At 66.6% G+C, this 19,547-nt stretch carries 19 protein-coding genes; 11 read left to right on the forward strand and 8 right to left on the reverse strand.

Going from position 1 to position 19,547, the window contains the following annotated elements:
- Both C7R54_RS27315 and C7R54_RS27320 read left to right on the forward strand, forming a co-directional pair.
- Nucleotides 1-1,944, forward strand: a 1,944-nt coding sequence (locus tag C7R54_RS27315) for an NADP-dependent malic enzyme (protein WP_129154085.1), incomplete at its 5' end; no start/stop codon positions are given.
- 304 nt (nucleotides 1,945-2,248) lie between these two features.
- Nucleotides 2,249-2,716 (forward strand): barstar family protein, encoded by a 468-nt coding sequence (locus C7R54_RS27320; protein WP_129154086.1) that lies wholly within the window; start codon nucleotides 2,249-2,251, stop codon nucleotides 2,714-2,716.
- Nucleotides 2,717-2,791: 75 nt separating this feature from the next.
- On the opposite strand, the gene C7R54_RS27325 is transcribed toward C7R54_RS27320, so the two are convergent.
- Nucleotides 2,792-3,526, reverse strand: a complete 735-nt coding sequence (locus C7R54_RS27325; RefSeq protein WP_129154087.1) for a 16S rRNA (uracil(1498)-N(3))-methyltransferase — start codon at nucleotides 3,524-3,526, stop codon at nucleotides 2,792-2,794.
- A gap of 242 nt (nucleotides 3,527-3,768) precedes the next feature.
- On the opposite strand from C7R54_RS27325, the gene tkt reads away from it, so the two are divergent.
- The 3 genes from tkt to C7R54_RS27340 all read left to right on the forward strand — a co-directional run bounded on the left by tkt (nucleotide 3,769) and on the right by C7R54_RS27340 (nucleotide 8,176).
- A complete protein-coding gene (gene tkt / locus C7R54_RS27330; protein ID WP_129154088.1) occupies nucleotides 3,769-5,814 on the forward strand; it encodes a transketolase in 2,046 nt (681 codons plus the stop codon).
- Between the two features lie 14 nt (nucleotides 5,815-5,828).
- Nucleotides 5,829-6,839 (forward strand): type I glyceraldehyde-3-phosphate dehydrogenase, encoded by a 1,011-nt coding sequence (gap, locus tag C7R54_RS27335; RefSeq protein WP_129154089.1) that lies wholly within the window; start codon nucleotides 5,829-5,831, stop codon nucleotides 6,837-6,839.
- Between the two features lie 143 nt (nucleotides 6,840-6,982).
- Nucleotides 6,983-8,176 (forward strand): phosphoglycerate kinase, encoded by a 1,194-nt coding sequence (locus C7R54_RS27340; protein WP_129154090.1) that lies wholly within the window; start codon nucleotides 6,983-6,985, stop codon nucleotides 8,174-8,176.
- A 230-nt stretch (nucleotides 8,177-8,406) separates the two neighbouring features.
- Here C7R54_RS27340 and yfcF read toward each other — a convergent pair whose 3' ends face one another.
- The 4 genes from yfcF to C7R54_RS27360 all read right to left on the reverse strand — a co-directional run bounded on the left by yfcF (nucleotide 8,407) and on the right by C7R54_RS27360 (nucleotide 11,828).
- On the reverse strand, nucleotides 8,407-9,039 hold the full coding sequence (gene yfcF / locus C7R54_RS27345; RefSeq protein WP_129154091.1) for a glutathione transferase: 633 nt from the start codon (nucleotides 9,037-9,039) through the stop codon (nucleotides 8,407-8,409).
- Nucleotides 9,040-9,156: 117 nt separating this feature from the next.
- Nucleotides 9,157-10,821 (reverse strand): sensor domain-containing diguanylate cyclase, encoded by a 1,665-nt coding sequence (locus C7R54_RS27350; RefSeq protein ID WP_129154092.1) that lies wholly within the window; start codon nucleotides 10,819-10,821, stop codon nucleotides 9,157-9,159.
- A gap of 157 nt (nucleotides 10,822-10,978) precedes the next feature.
- Entirely contained in the window at nucleotides 10,979-11,371 is a 393-nt protein-coding gene (locus C7R54_RS27355) for an Hsp20/alpha crystallin family protein (RefSeq protein ID WP_129154093.1), read from the reverse strand.
- A 25-nt stretch (nucleotides 11,372-11,396) separates the two neighbouring features.
- Nucleotides 11,397-11,828 carry an Hsp20/alpha crystallin family protein gene (locus C7R54_RS27360; protein WP_129154094.1) on the reverse strand — a complete coding sequence of 144 codons (432 nt, stop codon included), beginning with the start codon at nucleotides 11,826-11,828 and terminating at the stop codon, nucleotides 11,397-11,399.
- Between the two features lie 352 nt (nucleotides 11,829-12,180).
- On the opposite strand from C7R54_RS27360, the gene C7R54_RS27365 reads away from it, so the two are divergent.
- The 3 genes from C7R54_RS27365 to C7R54_RS27375 all read left to right on the forward strand — a co-directional run bounded on the left by C7R54_RS27365 (nucleotide 12,181) and on the right by C7R54_RS27375 (nucleotide 14,219).
- On the forward strand, nucleotides 12,181-13,119 hold the full coding sequence (locus tag C7R54_RS27365; protein ID WP_129154095.1) for a DnaJ C-terminal domain-containing protein: 939 nt from the start codon (nucleotides 12,181-12,183) through the stop codon (nucleotides 13,117-13,119).
- A 21-nt stretch (nucleotides 13,120-13,140) separates the two neighbouring features.
- Nucleotides 13,141-13,785, forward strand: coding sequence for a molybdopterin adenylyltransferase (mog, locus tag C7R54_RS27370; RefSeq protein ID WP_129154096.1), 645 nt, complete (start codon nucleotides 13,141-13,143; stop codon nucleotides 13,783-13,785).
- Between the two features lie 95 nt (nucleotides 13,786-13,880).
- Nucleotides 13,881-14,219 (forward strand): hypothetical protein, encoded by a 339-nt coding sequence (locus C7R54_RS27375; protein WP_129154097.1) that lies wholly within the window; start codon nucleotides 13,881-13,883, stop codon nucleotides 14,217-14,219.
- A 36-nt stretch (nucleotides 14,220-14,255) separates the two neighbouring features.
- Here the strand turns inward: C7R54_RS27375 and C7R54_RS27380 are convergent, their stop codons facing one another.
- Together C7R54_RS27380 and infA are read right to left on the reverse strand one after the other, a co-directional pair.
- Nucleotides 14,256-14,579 carry a hypothetical protein gene (locus C7R54_RS27380; RefSeq protein ID WP_129154098.1) on the reverse strand — a complete coding sequence of 108 codons (324 nt, stop codon included), beginning with the start codon at nucleotides 14,577-14,579 and terminating at the stop codon, nucleotides 14,256-14,258.
- A 123-nt stretch (nucleotides 14,580-14,702) separates the two neighbouring features.
- On the reverse strand, nucleotides 14,703-14,975 hold the full coding sequence (infA, locus tag C7R54_RS27385; protein ID WP_057653575.1) for a translation initiation factor IF-1: 273 nt from the start codon (nucleotides 14,973-14,975) through the stop codon (nucleotides 14,703-14,705).
- A 572-nt stretch (nucleotides 14,976-15,547) separates the two neighbouring features.
- Between infA and C7R54_RS27390 the strand changes: the two genes are divergently transcribed.
- Nucleotides 15,548-15,727, forward strand: coding sequence for a DUF3311 domain-containing protein (locus C7R54_RS27390; protein ID WP_129154099.1), 180 nt, complete (start codon nucleotides 15,548-15,550; stop codon nucleotides 15,725-15,727).
- Nucleotides 15,724-17,235, forward strand: coding sequence for a monocarboxylate uptake permease MctP (gene mctP / locus C7R54_RS27395; protein ID WP_377812837.1), 1,512 nt, complete (start codon nucleotides 15,724-15,726; stop codon nucleotides 17,233-17,235). Before C7R54_RS27390 ends, mctP begins: the two co-directional genes overlap by 4 nt.
- Here mctP and C7R54_RS27400 read toward each other — a convergent pair.
- Nucleotides 17,203-18,318: an acyltransferase family protein gene (locus tag C7R54_RS27400; RefSeq protein ID WP_240039746.1), complete on the reverse strand. Its 1,116-nt coding sequence runs from the start codon at nucleotides 18,316-18,318 to the stop codon at nucleotides 17,203-17,205. The two genes, mctP and C7R54_RS27400, sit on opposite strands and share 33 nt — an antisense overlap.
- A gap of 325 nt (nucleotides 18,319-18,643) precedes the next feature.
- On the opposite strand from C7R54_RS27400, the gene phnC reads away from it, so the two are divergent.
- Nucleotides 18,644-19,486 (forward strand): phosphonate ABC transporter ATP-binding protein, encoded by an 843-nt coding sequence (gene phnC, locus C7R54_RS27405; RefSeq protein ID WP_129154100.1) that lies wholly within the window; start codon nucleotides 18,644-18,646, stop codon nucleotides 19,484-19,486.
- Nucleotides 19,487-19,547: the final 61 nt, after the last annotated feature.

A 19,547-nucleotide genomic window follows, 5' to 3' on the forward strand; every position in this document is an offset into this window, starting at 1 on the left:
GTCACCATCATCGCCGGCCTGGAAGCCACGTTCGGCGGCATCAACCTGGAAGACATCAAGGCCCCGGAATGCTTCACCGTGGAGCGCAAGCTGCGCGAGCGCATGAAAATCCCGGTCTTCCACGACGACCAGCATGGCACCGCCATCACCGTCAGCGCCGCCTTCATCAATGGCCTGAAAGTGGTCGGCAAGCCCATCGACCAGGTCAAGGTCGTGGCCTCCGGCGCCGGCGCGGCCGCGCTGGCCTGCCTGGACCTGATGGTGGACCTGGGCCTGCCGCTGGAGAACATCTGGGTCACCGACATCGAGGGCGTGGTCTACGAGGGCCGCACCGTACTGATGGACCCGGACAAGCAGCGCTTCGCGCGCAAGACCGACCTGCGCAAGCTGGCCGAGGTGATCGAGGGCGCCGACGTGTTCCTGGGCCTGTCGGCCGGCGGCGTGCTCAAGGCCGAGATGGTGGGCAAGATGGCGGCGCGCCCGCTGATCCTGGCGCTGGCCAACCCGACGCCGGAAGTGCTGCCGGAAGTGGTCAAGAGCGTGCGCGACGACGCCGTGATGGCCACCGGCCGTTCGGACTATCCGAACCAGGTCAACAACGTGCTGTGCTTCCCGTACATCTTCCGCGGCGCGCTGGACGTGGGCGCCACCACCATCACGCGCGGCATGGAGAAGGCGGCGGTCCACGCCATCGCCGCGCTCGCGCAGGAGGAGCAGAGCGAAGTCGTGGCCGCGGCCTACGGCACCTACGATCTGTGTTTCGGCCCCGAGTACTTCATTCCCAAGCCCTTCGACCCGCGCCTGATCGTGCGCATCGCGCCGGCCGTGGCCCAGGCCGCCATGGAAGAAGGCGTGGCCACCCGGCCGCTGGCGGACATGGACGCCTATGTCGCCCAGCTGCAGCAATTCGTCTATCACTCCGGCGCCTTCATGAAGCCGCAGTTCGCGGCCGCCAAGCAGTACGTGCGCGACGGCGGCAAGGTCCGCATCGTCTTCACCGAGGGCGAGGACGAGCGCGTGCTGCGCGCGGTGCAGGTGGTGGTCGACGAGGGCCTGGCCCGTCCCATCCTGGTCGGCCGCCCGGCCGTGCTGGCCGCGCGCATCGAGAAGCTGGGCCTGCGCCTGCGCCTGGGCCAGGACGTGGAAGTCACCAACCCCGATTACGACGAGCGCTTCCATCGCTACTGGACCACGTACTGGGAAATCATGTGCCGGCGCGGCATCAGCAAGGAAATGGCGCGCGTGGAAATGCGCCGCCGCCTGACGCTGATCGGCTCGATGATGGTGCACCTGGGCGATGCCGACGGCATGATCTGCGGAACCGTCGGGGCCTACGCCGACCACCTGCGCTTCGTCGACGAGGTCATCGGCCGGAAACCGGGCGCCAACACCTACGCGGCCATGAGCATCCTGTTGCTCGCCGAGCGCACCGTGGTGCTGGTGGATACACATATCAACGACGAGCCCAGCGCCGAGCAGATCGCCGAATACACCATCGCCGCCGCCGCGGAAATGGAACGCATGAATCTCGCGCCCAAGGTGGCGCTGCTGTCGCGTTCGAATTTCGGCTCGGGCAGTTCTTCGTCCGGCGCCAAGATGCGGGAGGCCTTGCGCCTGGTGCGCGAGCGCGCGCCGAACATCGAGATCGATGGTGAAATGCACGGCGACTGCGCGCTGGATGAGGAACTGCGCATGCGCATCCTGCCGTCGTCCACGCTCAAGGGCATCGCCAACCTGTTGGTCTGCCCCAACGTCGATTCCGGCAACATCGCGTACAACTTGCTGAAGACCACCGCGGGCGGCAACGTGGCGGTGGGTCCCATGCTGCTGGGCGCCAACGCCGCGGTGCACATCCTGACGTCGAGCTCGACCGTGCGCCGCATCGTCAATATGACGGCGTTGACGGTCGTCGACGCGAACAGCCGCGCGCCCAGGACGGCCTGATCCGCGCCGACCGACCAGGCAGGCCATGGCACGTTGATTGCACGCACGCGGGGCCGGCACGGGACGTGCCGGCCACGGTTCGTATGCAATGTCACCATTCGATGACAAGGTCTCTTGGTTTTTTTGCCGAACTCAGTGTATTGTCCGTTGCGTGTCGCGCGGGCCTCCGCCTTTTGAATTCCTTGGTGGAGCGATTCTCGCGCGAACGATTGATTGAGCCGGCATATGCCGATACGATGCAGCGTGAAAGCTCCGGGGCCGGCTGACTGTCCCCGATGGGCGTGTTACCCAGGAGGTCCCCAGCATGGCCAATTCCGGTCAATCCGCCTTGCAGCGGCAGTTGCAGCGCGGTGGCGCTCTGGATCCCGCGTCCCTGGACCCGACGTCGCTGGCCGATGCCGCGCGTGCCTTGGGCGCCAGCGTATTCGTGGCCGATTGCGACCGCGCCCGTAGCCGCTCCGCGGTCTTGCGCGCGATCGCGAAAGCCGTCGACTTCCCCATGTATTTTGGCGGCAATTTCGACGCCCTCTACGACTGCCTGTGCGACACCGTGCTGGACCAGAAGGTCGGCGTGGTCTTGTGCCTGCAAAAATTGCACTCGGGCGATCCGGTGCTGGAGGAGGACGCGGGCCGCATCGAGACCGTCTGCGCCGACGCGGCGGAATTCGCCCGCGAGAACGGCCGGCTTTTTTCCTACGTGATCGAACATGCGGGCGCGCATCCGATGGCCGAACCCGGCGTCGCGGCCGCGCCCTACGGCGAGAGCGACTGAGCCTGCGCCTCAGGCCCGCTTACTGCGAATCTGGCTCCCGCCTGCCTGTGCTTCATTTATCTGCCGCGACTTTCCTCAGATCCAGTCCAGCACGGCCGCCGCGGCGGCCGTCAGGGCCAGGCCGGCGGTTTCCGTGCGCAGGACGCGCGGCCCGAACGTGACGGCGCGCGCGCCCGCCCGCCGGGCCGCCGCCAGTTCCTGGTCGTCCCACCCGCCTTCCGGCCCCACCAGCAATTCCAGGGCGCGCAGGCCATCGGCAGCATGGAGGGCATCGGCGTAGGGCTGTCCGTCTTCAGGGTGACACAACACGCGCAGGCCCGCGGCGGGCTGCGTCAGCCATTGCTCCAGCGTGACCGGCTCGGCGACGCGCAGCAGGCGGTTGCGGCCGCATTGTTCGCTGGCCGACACGGCAATGCGGCGCCAATGGGCCACGCGCTTGTCCTGTCGGGCGCCGCTCAATTGCAGCACGCTGCGCCTGGCGGCGACAGGCACGATGGCGCTCACGCCAAGCTCGACCGCCTTTTCAACGATCCAGTCCATCTTGTCGCCGGCCGGCAGGCCCTGCACCAGCGTGATGGCGCCCGCCAGTTCGGCTTCGCGCGGATCGAAGGCGCCCAGTTCCACCGCGGCCGCGCGCCCTTCGACATGCAGTACGCCGGGATACTCGCCGCCGTGGCCGTTGAACAGGGACAGGCTTTCGCCATGGCGCAAGCGCAGCACACGCACGGCGTGATGCGCGGCGGCCTCGGGCAGCGTAATGCGGCTGTTGGCGGCCAGGGGCAGATCGACGAAAAAGCGCGGCATGGGCATGGTGACGGATCGAGGTGAACGGAAAAGACGGCGTTGGCGGCGACCTTGTGCCTGCAACGGCGCTATTTTGACCGCATTCCGCCCCAGCCATGCAGCGACACCGCCCATCCGGCGTGCCGGCCCATCATCCATCCGGGGGATCGCCCTGGGCCGGCAGGGTAATCCCGCGGTGCTAAAATCTTGAGCTTTCGCAACCCTACCGGCGCGTTGTTACGTTGCAGCCGGCGAGAGAGCCCTCACGAATGAGCAATCCGACAGCCCGTCAACCTTCCTTGGCGGATGCGATCCGCGCTTTGGCGATGGACGCCGTGCAACAGGCCAACTCCGGACACCCGGGGGCTCCGATGGGGATGGCGGAAATCGCCCAGGCCCTGTGGACTGGCCATCTTCGCCACAATCCGGCCGATCCCGCCTGGGCGGACCGCGACCGCTTCGTGCTGTCCAATGGCCACGGCTCCATGCTGTTGTATGCCCTGCTGCACCTGAGCGGCTACGACTTGCCGATCGAAGAGCTGAAGAATTTCCGCCAGTTGCATTCGCGCACGCCGGGCCATCCGGAAGTGGGCATCACGCCGGGCGTGGAAACCACCACCGGCCCGCTGGGCCAGGGCGTGACCAACGCCGTGGGCATGGCGCTGGCCGAAGCGCTGCTGGCGGCGGAGTTCAACCGCCCCGGCCACGCCATCGTCGACCACTACACCTATGCCTTCGTCGGCGACGGCTGCCTGATGGAAGGCATCTCGCACGAAGCCTGCTCGCTGGCCGGCACGCTCAAGCTGTCCAAGCTGATCGTCTTCTATGACGCCAACGGCATCTCCATCGACGGCCACGTCGACGCCTGGTTCGGCGACGATACCGCCAAGCGTTTCGAGGGCTACGGCTGGAACGTCATCGGCGCCATCGACGGCCATGACGCCAACGCGGTCGACGCCGCCATCCGCCAGGCGCACGGCCACGCGGCCAGCCACGGCGGCCCGACGCTGATCATCTGCCGTACCGTCATCGGCAAGGGCGCCCCCAATATGGCAGGCACCCACAACGTGCACGGCGCGCCGCTGGGCAAGGACGAAATTGCCGCCACCCGCGCCGCCCTGAACTGGAACTATCCGCCTTTCGAAGTGCCCGCCGAAATCTACGCCGGCTGGGATGCCCGCCCGCGCGGCGCCAAGGCGCAGGCCCAATGGCAGCAACGCTTCGACGCCTATGCCGCGCAGTTTCCGGCCGAAGCCAAGGAGTTCCTGCGCCGCATGAAGGGCGACCTGCCGGCCGATTTCGCCGAGAAGGCCCAGGCCTATATCGCCGCCACCCAGGAAAAGGCCGAGACGGTCGCCACGCGCAAGGCGTCCCAATACGCCATCGCCGCGCTGGCCCAGGCCTTGCCGGAACTGCTGGGCGGCTCGGCCGACCTGACCGGCTCCAACTACACCGACTGGAAGGGCGTGGCGCCGGTGCGCGCCGGCGAAAAGGGCATCCAGTTCGGACGCCACATCAACTACGGCGTGCGCGAATTTGGCATGGCCGCCATCATGAACGGCGTTGCGCTGCATGGCGGCTACCTGCCTTTTGGCGGCACGTTCCTGACCTTCTCCGATTACTCGCGCAATGGCATACGCATGGCCGCGCTGATGAAACAGCGCGTCGTGCATGTATTTACGCACGATTCCATCGGCCTGGGCGAGGACGGTCCCACCCACCAGTCGATCGAGCACGCCAACAGCCTGCGCCTGATTCCCAACCTGTCCGTATGGCGTCCCTGCGACACCGTCGAGACCGCGGTGGCCTGGATCGAGTCGGTGTCGCGCCCGACCAGCATCGGCATGGACATGCATGACGGCGGCCCCAGCGCGCTGCTGTTGTCGCGGCAGAACCTGCCTTTCGTGCCGCGCGACGCCGCCACCACCGCCGCCATCGCGCGCGGCGGCTACGTGCTGCGCGACGCGCCCGAGGCGCGCGCCGTGATAATCGCCACCGGTTCGGAAGTGGGCCTGGCGCTGGCCGCGCAGGAAGCGCTGGCCAAGGACGGCGTGCCGGTGCGCGTGGTCTCCATGCCCAACACCAACGTCTTCGACAAGCAGGACGCCGAATGGCGCGCCAGCGTGTTGCCCAAGGGCTTGCCCCGTGTTGCCGTCGAAGCCGGCACCACCGGCTTGTGGCACAAGTACGTCGGCCTCGAAGGCGCCGTGGTCGGCATTGATCGTTATGGCGAATCGGCCCCGGCCGGCGCCCTGTTCACGTATTTCGGACTGACCCCGGAGAAGGTGGCCGAGGCCGTCAAACAGGTTTTGTAAAAGGAGATCCAGACATGACCATCCGTGTTGCCATCAATGGCTATGGCCGTATCGGCCGCAACGTCCTGCGCGCGCACTACGAAAGCGGCAAGAAGCACGATATCGAAATCGTCGCCATCAATGACTTGGGCGACCCCAAGACCAACGCCCACCTGACCCGCTACGACACGGCCCACGGCCCGTTCCCCGGCAAGGTCGAGGTCGATGGCGAATACATGGTGGTCAACGGCGATCGCATCCGCGTGCTGGCCAACCGTAATCCGGCCGAGCTGCCCTGGGGCGAGCTGAAGGTGGACGTGGTGCTGGAATGCACCGGCTTCTTCACCACCAAGGAAAAGGCCGGCGCCCACCTGAAGGGCGGCGCCAAGAATGTCGTCATCTCCGCTCCCGGCGGCAAGGACGTCGACGCCACCATCGTCTACGGCGTCAACCACAATGTCCTGAAGGCCACCGACACCGTCATCTCCAACGCTTCGTGCACCACCAACTGCCTGGCCCCGCTGGTCAAGCCGTTGAACGACGAGCTGGGCGTGGTCTCGGGCCTGATGACCACCGTGCACGCCTACACCAACGACCAGGTGCTGACCGACGTCTACCACGAAGACCTGCGCCGCGCCCGTTCGGCCACCATGAGCATGATCCCCACCAAGACCGGCGCCGCCGCCGCGGTGGGCCTGGTGTTGCCCGAGCTGAACGGCAAGCTGGACGGCTACGCCATCCGCGTTCCGACCATCAACGTCTCCATCGTCGACCTGTCCTTCATCGCCAAGCGCGAGACCTCCGTCGAGGAAGTCAACGCCATCCTGAAGAAGGCGTCGGAGGGATCGCTCAAGGGCATCCTGAACTACAACACCGAACCGCTGGTGTCGGTGGACTTCAACCACAACCCGGCTTCCAGCACCTTCGACGCCACCCTGACCAAGGTCACGGGCACGCTGGTGAAGGTCTCGTCGTGGTATGACAACGAGTGGGGCTTCAGCAACCGCATGCTGGACACCACCGTGGCCCTGATGTCCGCGAAGTAAGCACGCCGCCGGCGTCCCGGTGGGGACCGGCCGCCGGCCAGGGCCATGTCCCGCGCGGACATGGCTCCAATGAAGAACCATACGAAGGGGACGCACCGTCCCCTTCGTCTTGTGGGGCGTTGTACCCCAGAGGAGAAGCATCCATGTCCAAGGTGAATACGCTGTCCGCGCTGGCCCAGTCCGGTGCGCTCAAGGGCAAGCGCGTCTTTATCCGCGCCGATTTGAACGTCCCCTTTGACGATAACGGCAACATCAGCGAAGACACCCGCATACGCGCCTCGGTGCCGGGCATCAAGCTGGCCTTGCAGGCCGGCGCGGCCGTCATGGTCACCTCGCACCTGGGACGTCCCAAGGAAGGCGTGCTGACGCCGGAGGATTCGCTGGCGCCCGTGGGCAAGCGCCTGGCCGAGCTGCTGGGGCAGGACGTGCCGCTGGTGCAAAACTGGGTCGAGAACGGCGTCAACGTCGCGCCCGGCCAGGTGGTTTTGCTGGAAAACTGCCGCGTCAATGCCGGCGAAAAGAAGAATGACGAAGCGCTGTCGCGCAAGATGGCGGCGCTTTGCGACGTGTACGTGAACGATGCCTTCGGCACCGCGCACCGCGCCGAAGCCACCACGCACGGCATCGCCAGGTTCGCTGCCGTGGCTTGCGCCGGCCCGCTGCTGGCGGCCGAACTGGATGCCCTGGGCCGCGCCCTGCACGAGCCCAAGCGGCCGCTGGTGGCGATCGTCGGTGGCTCCAAGGTCTCGACCAAGCTGAGCATCCTGCAATCGCTGGCGTCGAAGGTGGACCAATTGGTGGTGGGGGGCGGGATCGCCAATACCTTCCTGCTGGCCGCCGGCAAGCCGATCGGCAAGTCGCTGGCCGAGCCCGACCAGGTCCAGGAAGCCGTGGCGGTGATGGACGCCATGCGCAAGCGCGGCGCCGACGTGCCGATACCCACGGACGTGGTATGTGCCCAGCGCTTCGGCGCGGATGCCGCGGCCACCGTGAAATCGGCCGATGCCGTGGCGGACGATGACATGGTGCTGGATATCGGGCCGCGGAGCGCCCAGGCCCTGGCCGACATCCTCAAGCAGGCCGGCACGATCGTCTGGAATGGTCCGGTGGGCGTGTTCGAGTTCGAGCAGTTCGCCCATGGCACCGAGACGATCGCCCGCGCCATCGCGGAGTCGCCGGCGTTCTCGATCGCCGGCGGGGGCGACACGCTGGCCGCCATCGCGAAGTTCGGCATTACCGACAAGGTGGGCTACATCTCCACCGGCGGCGGCGCATTCCTGGAGTTTCTGGAAGGCAAGACGCTACCTGCCGTGGAGGTCCTGCAGGAACGGGCGTAAGGGGCCCACCCCAGCGCGCTGCGCGCGCGCCCCTCAAGGGGCGGCACCGGCGGACCGGAGGGCGGGCCCACCCCAGCGCGCTGCGCGCGCGCCCCTCCAGGGGCGGCACCGGCGGACCGGAGGGCGGGTCCACCCCAGCGCGCTGCGCGCGCCCCCCTCCAGGGGCGGCGCTGGCGGACCGGCAAAGCCGGCTCCGCTGTGCCCCCGATCGGCAGGGCTTGATGCCCGCGTCAGCTGGCGCGGCGGTCGCGCCAGTGGCGCAGCGACGGGCGTTCCCATTGTTCGGCGGCGTAGTCGCGCAGGCGGGCGGGGACGTCCTCGCCCGACAAGATCAGGCGATTGAGCATCAGGGCCAGGTCGGCATCGGCGACGCACCAATCGCCGAACAGGTGTTTTTGTCCAACCGGCACCAGGCAGTTGGCGACCCGCACCAGCCGCGTGGCGTCCAGCTGCGCGGCGTCGGAGAGGGGGCCCGGCTGCAGGCCCTCGAAGACGACTTCGGTCGGCCGTTCCCGCCGCAGCGCGGCGAGGTCGCTGCGCAGCCAGGCCTGCACCTGGCGCATGCGGGCGCGCGTCCGCGTGTCGGCCGGACAGATCGGCGCGTAGTCGGGCGCGGCGAACGTATCTTCCACGTACTCGACGATGGCGCTGGATTCGTTCAGGTAGAAATCGTGGTGTGCCAGCACCGGTACCTTGCCCGTCGGCGAGCGGCAGAGGAACGGCGCCATGCGCTGTTCCCCCTGCTCCAGATCGATCAGGCGCAGTTCGAAGTCCAGGTTTTTTTCAACCAGGGCCACATAGGCGGCCATGGCGTAGGGACTGAGCAGGCGGCTGTCGATATAGAGGGTGAGCGGTACTGCCACGTTTGGCTCCGAATCTGCAAAAAAAGGGGAAAAACGGGGCCCCGGCGTCGCCATAGCTTAGCAGGCGCTTGCCGGGGGTGTCGACGGCGGGCCCGGCGGGCGGGCCGCGGCGGGCCGTCATGCCGACAGCACCGCGCGGTTGCGGCCTCGCTGTTTCGCCCGGTATAGCGCCCGATCGGCGCCTTCGATGACGTTCTGGATGTCGCGGTCCTCGGGATCGGCAATCGCCACACCCAGGCTGATCGTGATGCGTATCGTGGCCGCGCCATGCGTGATGGGGGTTTCCTGCACCGACCGGCGCATGCGCTCGGTCAACGCCAGCACCGCGCCCGGCGGCGTGCCCGCCAGCAGGATGACGAACTCCTCGCCGCCGAAGCGCGCCACCAGGTCGGTCTCCCGCACGCAGGCGGTGAGGATTTCTCCCACTTTCCGTATGGTCGCGTCGCCCGCGCTATGACCGTGGTTGTCGTTGACCTGCTTGAAGAAGTCGATGTCCGCCATGATCACGGTCAGGTGGCGCGCATTGGCGTCGGCCATCATCATGGCCGCCGCGTAGAGAAAAGCGCGGCGGTTCAGCAGCCCGGACAGGGGATCGATGCCGGCGGCCCGCCGCAGTTCGCTGATCTCCTGGGCGTAGCGCTTTTCCTCCTGCTGCGCCTGGCGCTGTACGAGGTCGGCGCGTTCCTGCTCCACGCCCAGGCGGCGCATCAAGGACCGCAAGGCGGCCGACAGGTCGACGATTTCGCGCGCGCCTGCCAGGCGCGGCAGCATGGTGACGGAATGATCGCGGCCCAGGTCGCGGGCGGCGGCCGTCAAGGCCCGCAGCGGCGAGGCGATACGGCGGGCGATGAACCAGGTCAGGGTGACGCCGGCGATCGCGATGAGGATGCTGAGGACCAGCGCGCCCCATTCGAGCCGGCGCACCGCCGCATAGGCGTCGCGAGCCGGTTGCTGGGCGATGATCAGCCAGTTGCGGCCGGGGTAGTCCCGGTAGCCGGAGGCGATGGCGTAGCCCGTCAGCATCATCCCGTTTTCGCTGTCGCTTTCGAAGACGCCCTGGCGGCTGCGCAGCATGGCGGCGATGCGCGCGTCGTCGAAGGGTTTGCTGCCCAGGTGCGGGCCCAGCAGCATGGTGCCGTCCGAGGAAAGAATCCAGAGATCGCGAATGCCGCCCGCGGTGTCGTTTTCCAGCATGGCGCGGCGTACCTCGGCCGCCCAGGTCCAGCTCAGGTGGGCGCCGAGGACGCCCACGGTCCTGCCGCCGGCCACGACGGGCGCGGCGACTTCAACGAAGCGAAAGGCCTGCCGCTGGTCGCGGCCGAGCAGCTCGCCCAGCAACTTCGATTCGCGGACGTCGCCGATATAAGGGCTTTCCAGGCCATGCTTGAACCAGAGACGGTTGGCCACCGACTTCCCTTCGAGCTGTCCCTGGGTGGAGGCCACCACATTGCCCGCCGGGTCGGCCACGCCGACCCAGGCGAAATCGATCATCGAGCTCTGGCGGCGGGTGAGCAGGGCGCGCAGGGCGTCGGGCTCCATGCCGCGGACCGTGCGCGATTCGGCAAGGATGCGCACCTCGCGGAAGCGCTCGTACATGTCGCGGTCCAGCGTGTGCGCCATCACGGTGGCCATATCGGTGACGTGCGTTTCGATCAGCTCGCGCGTCTGGCGCTTGCCCATATAGGCAGCGCCGCCCGCCGCCGCGGCGACCAGGGCCAGGCACAGCGTCCCCGCCAGCAAGGTGATCTGCTGCTGAATGGTGAGGGTGCGGCGTCGGTACAAGCGGGTACCCGGCGAATTTGGAATGGGGCCAATTCTGTCGCAAACCCCCTCTCGGCGCTACTTATTCGGCCCCACTGTTGGAAAAAGGCAGGCCCCTGGACGCTTATCCGGGGCCTGCCCAATTTTCCTATTGCTTATTGCATATCAACCAGGCATTTCAACTCAGGGAAATATCGATACGGCGCGGCTGGGGCTTTTCCCGCTTGGGAATACGCAGCTTGAGCAGGCCGTTGGCCAGTTCGGCGACGATGCCCGCGCCGTCCAGCTCGGGGCTCAGGGTGAACGCCCGCAGATAGCGGTCGGCGGTGACCTCGGCATGGGTGGCGGAGGTGCTGAACGGGACCACTACGCCCTCGATCTTCAGCGTGGTGCCGTCGACCTGGATGTCCAGCTTGTCGCGGGGCACGCCCGGCAGGTCGGCCAGCAGGGTCAGGCCCAATTCATCTTCGGTGACATCGACGCGGGGCAGCAGGGGCCGTGCAGCGGAGCTGCCGGCCGCGCGGACGGCGGTTTCCCGGGTGTCGGCGGGTTGGGATACGGCTACGGTCATGGTCTGGTCCTCGGGATCTCGATGATTACTGGATCGCCACGCGGCGCGGTTGCGCGGGCTGGCGGCGGGGGACGGAGATGCGCAGCACGCCGTCACGGTATTGCGCCGACACCTTGTCGGTGTCCAGGTCGTCCGAAAGGCTGATCGCGCGCTTGAACCGGCCGGTGTAGCGTTCGGAGGCGTAGATACTGACTTTGGAGCCGTCCGCTGGCGTGGTGTCGCGGCGTTCCCCGCTGATGGTCAGCAGGCCGCGGTCGACCTGGACGTCGAGCTGGGCGGGGGCGATGCCCGGCACGAAGACGTCGATGTCCACCGATTCAGCGTTCTGGCCGATATTGATGGCGGGGAAGGCGCGCGGCACGGCGCGGATGCTGCCGGCGGCGGGCGTGAGGGTGCGCTGCAGGCGGTCGAATTCGGCGAACAGGCCGTTGGGCAGGTCTAGCAGGGATTGAAACATCTCGAACGTCCTCCGTCGGGGGATAGGTGACGCCCGGGGCGGCGCGCGAAACGCATCGCGGGGATGCGGCGCAAGGGCCTGGCGTCGGTTTTCGGGTGCAGCCGGTGCTGCATGGCTCGTATGTAGGGAGGGTCTTGACAATTTCAAGCGGGTGCGGTTCACGTATTGAAAATCGGGCGATCGGCCCTATCTAGACGCTATTCCCGGTCTCGCGTGGCGGGCTGCGCCCGACGCGGCGAGCCTCACCCCATTTATCCGCACCCACTGCCGCGGGACGAGCCGTCCCAGGGCATCGACGCTCTTGAAGGGCGGCAATCGACGTTGCGGACATGACACATTTCTGTGAGCGAGCATGGAGTTCAAGGACTACTACGACACGCTAGGCGTCGAGCGGGGTGTTTCCGACGACGACCTGCGGCGCGCCTACCGCAAGCTGGCGCGCAAGTACCACCCCGACGTCAGCAAGGAAGCTGATGCGGAAGCGCGCATGCGCGACGTCAACGAAGCCTACGACGTACTCCGCGATCCCGAGAAGCGTGCCGCCTACGACGACCTGGCGGCCGGCGTCTCCGCCGGCGGCGCCTATCGTCCGCAGCCCGGCTGGGAACAGGGCTTCGAATTCTCCGGCGGCGATCCGCGCGAGGAAGCCGACTTCAGCGAGTTCTTTTCCTCGCTGTTCGGCGCCGCGCAGCGGCGCCGTGGCGGCGCTGCGCGGGAAGCCCATGCGCGGGGCGAGGACTACCACGCCATGATCGAGGTCGAGCTGGAGGATGTCCTGCTGGGCGCGACACGCGAGATCAGCTTGCGGTCCATGAAAATGGATGCGCAGGGCCGTCCGCGCTTGCAAGAGCGCAAGCTCAGCGTGCGTGTCCCCGTGGGCGTGCGCGAGGGCCAGCGTATCCGCCTGGCGGGGCAGGGCATGGCCGGCTATGCCGGCGGCCAGCCTGGGGACCTGTACCTGGAGGTGCGGATCAAGCCGCACCGCCTCTATCGCGTCGAGGGGCGCGACCTGACGCTGACCTTGCCTGTCGCGCCCTGGGAAGCGGCGCTGGGGGGCAAGGTGCAGGCGCCCACGCCGACCGGTCCGGTCGAGGTCACCATCCCACCCGGCTCGCGGCCGGGCAGCAAGCTGCGCCTGAAGGGCAAGGGCTTGCCCGGGGCTCATCCGGGCGACCTTTACCTGCACCTGGACGTGGTCTGGCCGCCGGCCGACAACGAAGCCGCGCGCGAGGCGTATCGCAGGATGGCGCGCGACATCCCCTTCAATCCGCGCGCCGGCCTGGAACGATGAACGGGGCGGTATAGTTGCGGCATGAATACCGCCGCCACACGCCCATCCCGCTTGATTCGCCGCGACCCCGACGAGCTGCTCGTCGGCCTGGTTTCCATTTCCGACCGCGCTTCGTCCGGCACCTACCAGGACCAGGGCCTGCCGGCCTTGCGCGAGTGGCTGCACAGCGCGCTGTCCACGCCCTGGCAAGGGGCGGAGCGCCTGATTCCCGACGAAGCCGCCGGCATTTCAGCCACGCTGGTCGAGCTGGTCGACACGATGGGTTGCGACCTGGTCCTGACCACCGGCGGCACCGGCCCCGCGCGGCGCGATGTAACGCCCGAAGCCACCCTTGCCGTGGCCACGCGGGAGATGCCCGGCTTCGGCGAGCAGATGCGGCAGATCAGCCTGAAGTTCGTACCGACGGCGATCCTGTCGCGCCAGGTGGCGGTGATCCGCGAAACGGCGGACCATGCCGCATTGATCATCAACCTGCCCGGCCAACCCAAGGCCATCCGCGAGACGCTGGAAGGCTTGCGCGATGCCGACGGCGCGCCGTTGGTGCCGGGCATTTTCGCGGCGGTCCCGTACTGCATCGACCTGATCGGCGGACCATATATGGAAACGCGGCCAGAAGTGGTCAAGGCGTTCCGGCCGAAGTCGGCCATCCGCGCACCCCGGGCCTGAAGGGCCGGTCTCCTTGCCTTCTCCTTGTTCCTTTCAGGCGCGCCATTGAATGATGGCGCTATAGTCCTGCTTCGTCTTATTGTTCGAGCGGAAAAATGAAAAAGCGTTATTTGGCCATCGCCGCCCTGGCGCTCCTGGCGGGCTGCACGACGTCCAGCGACCTGCTGAAGAAAGACCCGGTCTTCTACGGCCATACCGACCATACGCCGGAGGCCTATGCGGCCTGCGTGGCGGATTCCTGGCGCCGCCAGGGCGAAGAGGTGAAGGTGACGAATATCGATGGCGGGGTGGATGTGACGACCAGCAGCGTTACCGGCATGACGTCGGCGCTACGGGTGCAGCGCTGGTCCAATGGCAGCGTGCAGATCCGCATGGCGGCCCGTTCGTCCTGGGGCTCCCAGGAGCAGGTGCAAGCCGCCAATCTCTGCATGTAACGCAGGCGGGCAGCCGCGTCTGTCCGCCTGCGCGGCTCAGGCGGCGCGCGCCTGGACGCCGCCGCCGTCGGCCAATGCCAGGTACTCGCGCTGCGCCGCCTCGACTTCCTGCGCCAGGCGTATTCGCAGGCGGCGCTGCTCTTCCACGAAATCGTCGAATTTGCTCTGCGCGTGCGCGTAGGACAGGCCCGTGTTGCGCAGGCTGTTGATGAAGGTCGCGCGCGAGGTGTCCAGGCTCTTCCAGACCTTCTCGGCCCGGGCCTGCATTTTCTCGGTTCGGGTGAGCCGATCCATCGCCTTGCGCAGTTGGTCGTCCGTCGACATCGCGTACAGATAGAAAGCCAAAAAACCAGACAGCAAAAAAAACCGCCAATGAAACGCGTAAATTAAACCTTGTTTTTACGTTTTTCAAACGGCGGAATTGATGGCCGGTTCCGGCTCGGGGAACGCATTTCGGCATCCCCAAGGCGAGGGGCCCGCGGCTTAGCGGCGGGCGCCGTACTGCTGCCGGGGACGGGGCGCCTGCTGCGGGCGTTCGTCCTTGTGGCGGAAGTTGATGCGACCCTTGGTCAGGTCATAGGGCGACATCTCCAGCGTGACGCGGTCGCCGGCAAGGATGCGGATGCGGTTCTTGCGGATACGGCCGGAGGCATAGGCGCCAACTTCGATGCCGTTGTCCAGTTTGACGCGATAGCGGCTATCGGGCAGCACTTCGTCGACGATGCCGTCCAGTTCGATCAGTTCTTCTTTAGCCATGCGTATATCTCCTAATGGGCCCGAATACCACGCGTGGCGACACGGCAGTGGCCGGGCAAAACAGAAATGCGGGGCGGGCGCAGGCAGCCAGCCAAGCGCGAGCGACGCGTGAACCAAGCGCGGCAGTGCCGGTGCCGCCGGTAACGTAATGACCAAGGCGGCGTGCGGTCGCCGAGGCGTGGGAGGGAGCAGAGGGAGGCGGCGGCGTCCTGGCGGACGGGGCCGGATATCCGGTTCCCAGGGATACCGCGCGACGGCGAACCGTCCTACGGCATGGACTCGCCCGGACGGACTGCATCGCGGGCGGGGATGAGATGCGTGATGTCGTGCTGGGCCATGATGGCCAGTTCACTTCAGCACAGCGTAAGTTACCTGTCTATCAGGCTTTTCTACATGATAGTTTAACAGCGCATTAGCTAATGGAAAACCCCTAAGGTCACTACAGAGACTATTTGCGACAGCCGCGGGGGGCGAGTATTCTCCGCCCGTCGCACGTGCAGCGGGCTACCAACCGCCGCAGGGGCGGCCTGACAATTCGAGACACTATCCCTTCTTATAAGAGTCAAGGCCCCATGAGGATCCTATTACTGCTGCCGTTCATCGGCCTGCTTTGGGTACCGTTCTACAACCAGGCGACCCCTGAGCTGTTCGGTTTCCCCTTCTTCTACTGGTATCAACTGCTCTGGGTGCCGGTGACCGCCGTGCTGACCTGGATCGTCTTCCGCTCGACGCGCGGCGAGGGGGACGAATGATGGGCACCGCTACACATATCGACTGGACCGCGCTGGGCGTTTTCATTTTCTTTTTCGCGCTCGTCACCGTCATGGGTTTCCTCGCCTCGCGCTGGCAGCGCGGGTCGGGAGAGGCCCACCTGGACGAATGGGGCCTGGGCGGCCGCCGCTTCGGCACCTGGATCACCTGGTTCCTGGTGGGCGGCGATTTCTATACCGCCTATACCGTGATCGCCGTGCCGGCCCTGGTCTACGCCGTGGGCGCCTATGGCTTCTTCGCGCTGCCCTATACCATCCTGGTCTATCCCATCGTCTTCTGCATCATGCCGCGCCTGTGGCGTGTCGCGCACAAGGCGGGGCACGTGACCGCGGCCGACGTGGTCTATGCCCGCTTCCAGTCGCGTCCGCTGGAACTGGCCATTGCCGCCACCGGCGTGCTGGCCACCATGCCCTACATCGCCTTGCAGCTGGTGGGCATGGAGGTGGTGATCAAGGCCCTGGGCCTGACCGGCGAACTGCCCCTGACGGCGGCTTTCGTCATCCTGGCCCTCTACACCTATTCCGCGGGCCTGCGCGCCCCGGCGCTGATCGCCTTCGTCAAGGACCTGATGATCTACATCGTGGTCCTGGTGGCGGTGGTGCTGGTGCCGCTGAAGCTGGGCGGCTACGGCGCGGTCTTCGCCAAGGCGAACGACGCTTATGCGGCCAAGGGCGGCGCCACGGGCCTCTTGCTCAAGCCTTCGCAGTTCCTGCCCTATGCCACCCTGGCGCTGGGTTCGGCGCTGGCGGCGTTCATGTACCCGCACACGCTGACCGGCATTTTCGCCGCCAACAGCGGGAATACCATCCGCAAGAATGCGATCTTCCTGCCAGCCTATACCCTGCTGCTGGGCCTGATCGCCTTGCTGGGCTACATGGCCTGGGCCGCGAACATCCATCCGCAGACGCCCAATGACACCGTGCCGGCGCTGTTCAATGCGCTGTTCCCCAGCTGGTTCACGGGTTTCGCGTTCTCGGCCATCGCCATCGGCGCGCTGGTGCCCGCGGCCGTCATGTCCATCGGCGCGGCCAACCTGTTCACGCGCAATTTCTGGAAGGCCTATGTCAATCCAGGGGTGACGCCGGCCGGCGAAGCCAAGGTCGCCAAGGTGGTGTCGCTGGTGGTGAAGTTCGGCGCGCTGGTGTTCATCCTGTTCATTCCGACCCAATACGCGCTGGACCTCCAGCTGCTGGGCGGCTTGTGGATCCTGCAGACCTTCCCCGCGGTGGTCTTCGGCCTGTTCCTGAACTGCTTCCGCGGCACGTCGCTGCTGATCGGCTGGGCGGCCGGCCTGGGCGTCGGTACCTGGCTGGCGGTTTCCGACGGGGTCAAGCCGGTGCACGCCTTCGTGATCGGCGGCGACACCTACGCCATGTACACGGGGCTGTTCGCGCTGGTGGTGAACATCATCGTGGCGGTGATCGCGCAGCTGATCATCGGCATGGCCAAGCCCGCCTCAGGCGCGCAGCGCGTCGGCGGCAGCGCCTGACGAGTCGGGCGCTTCCGTCTTGACCCGCTGGCGCAAGCGCTCGATGCGGCGGTCGATGGCCTGGTACAGCAGCCACGCCGCCGCGATCGAGAACAGGGCGTTCAGGCTGGAAATCGCCAGCGCGTCGGTGATGCCCAGGAGGTCGGCCATCTCGCGGACCAACAGCATCACGACGGCATGACAGATATAGATCGGGTAGCTCAGCTGCCCGATTTTTTTGTCCAGCCGATAGCGCGACTGGAAAATGAACATCAAGGGCAGGAAGGCGGTGAAGACCAGCAGCGCCAAGGCATCGCGCACGTTGTGATTCAGCGCCACCGAGAAGTGAAACAGCGTGTACAGCACGAACAGCCCTGTCACGAGTTCCGGCAAATAGCGCACGCGCTGGCTCAGCCTTTCGAAAAAGGGCAGCAACAGGCGATGAGATAGGGCGCCCCCGAGGAACAGCGCGAGTTCGAGCGGGAAAAAACGGTATGACCAGGGATCGCTCTGCGCGACGCCCAGCGCCAGCAGCATGACGCGCAAGGCCAGCGATGCCGCCAGCAGGCAAAGCACCGCGCGCAGCGAGCGCAGGATGAAGGGCGCGATCAGGTAGAAGCTCAGCTCGACGCCCAGGGTCCATGCCTGCGGCACCAGCAGGCCGTCGTAGAGCGGGACGTCGCTGTTCATATACGTCCCCGTCCAGGTCAGCAGCCCGTTCTTGATCCCGGCGAACATGATCCAGTCCTGGCCGAAGATGAAGAGGTTGGCCAGCATCAGGCAGAGGTCCGCCAGCGGCGGGATACGGTCGTAGACCGCCATGAACGCCGGGTTGGCCGCCAGGTTGGCCACCAGCGCGATGCACGCCACCGCGAGATACGTGGGATAGATGCGCAGCATGCGGTTCACGTAGAAGCGTGTCGTGCTGCGATAGGTGTCGTTGGCGTTGAGGATGTAGGAAATCAGGAAACCCGAGATCACATAGAAGAGCTGGACCGCCAGGCGACCTCCCACCAACACGTTGCCGCCGTTGTAAGGGGAGTGGTCGAGGACGACGGATAGGGCGAAGAGGGTTCTGAGCAGGCCCATGGGTTTGTCTCTCATCTTGTACCGCCCGTGGCGCTCGGCCCAGGCAGGAGAAATTCTGCGCGAGCCCGCATTCCGGCGCGTCGGCCATATGGCCCGCTATCTCTATGGCCTAGATCGCCAGGGCATCGGGCGGGTCGAGATCGTCTTGACGAGCCTTTGGGGACGGGCGCGCCCCTGGCGCGGCGCCGGCATGCGGCGCCGCGGGGGCCGGGAATATTTCAATGGCATGACATCGGCCCGTTTCCGTCGGTAAATCTTGCTCCAGCGCCATTTTTCGCGTCATCAGCCTGTCATCGCGCTTGCACACACTACCGCGAGTTTTGAATGAACAGGAACGCGCATGACCTACGCGATCGAAGTCAAGGGGCTCAGCAAGTCCTTCCGTTCCGCCGACAAGGCGCTGGACGATGTCAGCTTGCGCATCGCCCCCGGAGAAATGGTGGCGCTGCTGGGTGCGTCGGGCTCGGGCAAGTCGACGCTGCTGCGCCATCTGGCCGGTTTCGTGGCGGGCGACCGCGGCGAGATCACGGTCAACGGCCAGGTGATCCAGAGCCAGGGCCGCATCAGCAAGCGCGTGCGCGGCGCCCGCGCCGGCATCGGCTTCGTCTTCCAGCAATTCAACCTGGTGGGACGCCTGCCCGTCATCACCAATGTGCTGGCCGGCATGCTCCCGCGCGTGCCGATGTACCGCAGCCTGCTGCGCTGGTTTCGCCACGACGAGATCCAGGTCGGTCTCCAGGCATTGGCTCAAGTTGGTATAGACGGCTATGCATTTCAGCGAGCCTCGACGCTGTCCGGCGGCCAGCAGCAGCGCGCGGCGATTGCCCGCACGCTGGTGCAGAACGCCCGCACCATACTCGCCGACGAGCCTATCGCGTCGCTCGATCCCGAGTCTTCCCGCCGCGTGATGGACACGTTGGCGCAGATCAACCGCAGCCGTGGCGTGGCGGTGGTGGTGTCGCTGCACCAGGTCGACGTCGCCATGCGCTATTGCCCGCGCGTGGTTGCCCTGCGGCGCGGCAAGGTGGTGTACGACGGCCCGTCCGCCGAGCTTAGCGCCGCCATGTTGCGCGACCTGTATGGCGCGGACCTGAATGAACTGATGCCTGGCGTCGATGACGTGGCGGATGCCGACCCGGCGCCTGGGCTCGCCGCCGCCGCGCCGCAATTGATCGCGGCCTGATTGTTGGCCCGATTGTCAGGCCCGATTGTCAGGCCTGATTGTCCTTCGCAGTCCCCTTTTA

Source organism: Achromobacter aloeverae (genome assembly GCF_004121055.1).
Taxonomy (GTDB): Bacteria; Pseudomonadota; Gammaproteobacteria; order Burkholderiales; family Burkholderiaceae_B; genus Bordetella_C; species Bordetella_C aloeverae.

Bases quoted from the DNA above. Each gene is read 5' to 3' on its own strand.
- C7R54_RS27320 (WP_129154086.1), top strand. From the start codon at position 2,249: ATGGCCAATTCCGGTCAATCCGCCTTGCAGCGGCAGTTGCAGCGCGGT.
- C7R54_RS27325 (WP_129154087.1), bottom strand. From the start codon at position 3,526: ATGCCCATGCCGCGCTTTTTCGTCGATCTGCCCCTGGCCGCCAACAGC.
- tkt (WP_129154088.1), top strand. From the start codon at position 3,769: ATGAGCAATCCGACAGCCCGTCAACCTTCCTTGGCGGATGCGATCCGC.
- gap (WP_129154089.1), top strand. From the start codon at position 5,829: ATGACCATCCGTGTTGCCATCAATGGCTATGGCCGTATCGGCCGCAAC.
- C7R54_RS27340 (WP_129154090.1), top strand. From the start codon at position 6,983: ATGTCCAAGGTGAATACGCTGTCCGCGCTGGCCCAGTCCGGTGCGCTC.
- C7R54_RS27355 (WP_129154093.1), bottom strand. From the start codon at position 11,371: ATGACCGTAGCCGTATCCCAACCCGCCGACACCCGGGAAACCGCCGTC.
- C7R54_RS27360 (WP_129154094.1), bottom strand. From the start codon at position 11,828: ATGTTTCAATCCCTGCTAGACCTGCCCAACGGCCTGTTCGCCGAATTC.
- C7R54_RS27365 (WP_129154095.1), top strand. From the start codon at position 12,181: ATGGAGTTCAAGGACTACTACGACACGCTAGGCGTCGAGCGGGGTGTT.
- mog (WP_129154096.1), top strand. From the start codon at position 13,141: ATGAATACCGCCGCCACACGCCCATCCCGCTTGATTCGCCGCGACCCC.
- C7R54_RS27375 (WP_129154097.1), top strand. From the start codon at position 13,881: ATGAAAAAGCGTTATTTGGCCATCGCCGCCCTGGCGCTCCTGGCGGGC.
- infA (WP_057653575.1), bottom strand. From the start codon at position 14,975: ATGGCTAAAGAAGAACTGATCGAACTGGACGGCATCGTCGACGAAGTG.
- C7R54_RS27390 (WP_129154099.1), top strand. From the start codon at position 15,548: ATGAGGATCCTATTACTGCTGCCGTTCATCGGCCTGCTTTGGGTACCG.
- mctP (WP_377812837.1), top strand. From the start codon at position 15,724: ATGATGGGCACCGCTACACATATCGACTGGACCGCGCTGGGCGTTTTC.
- C7R54_RS27400 (WP_240039746.1), bottom strand. From the start codon at position 18,318: ATGAGAGACAAACCCATGGGCCTGCTCAGAACCCTCTTCGCCCTATCC.
- phnC (WP_129154100.1), top strand. From the start codon at position 18,644: ATGACCTACGCGATCGAAGTCAAGGGGCTCAGCAAGTCCTTCCGTTCC.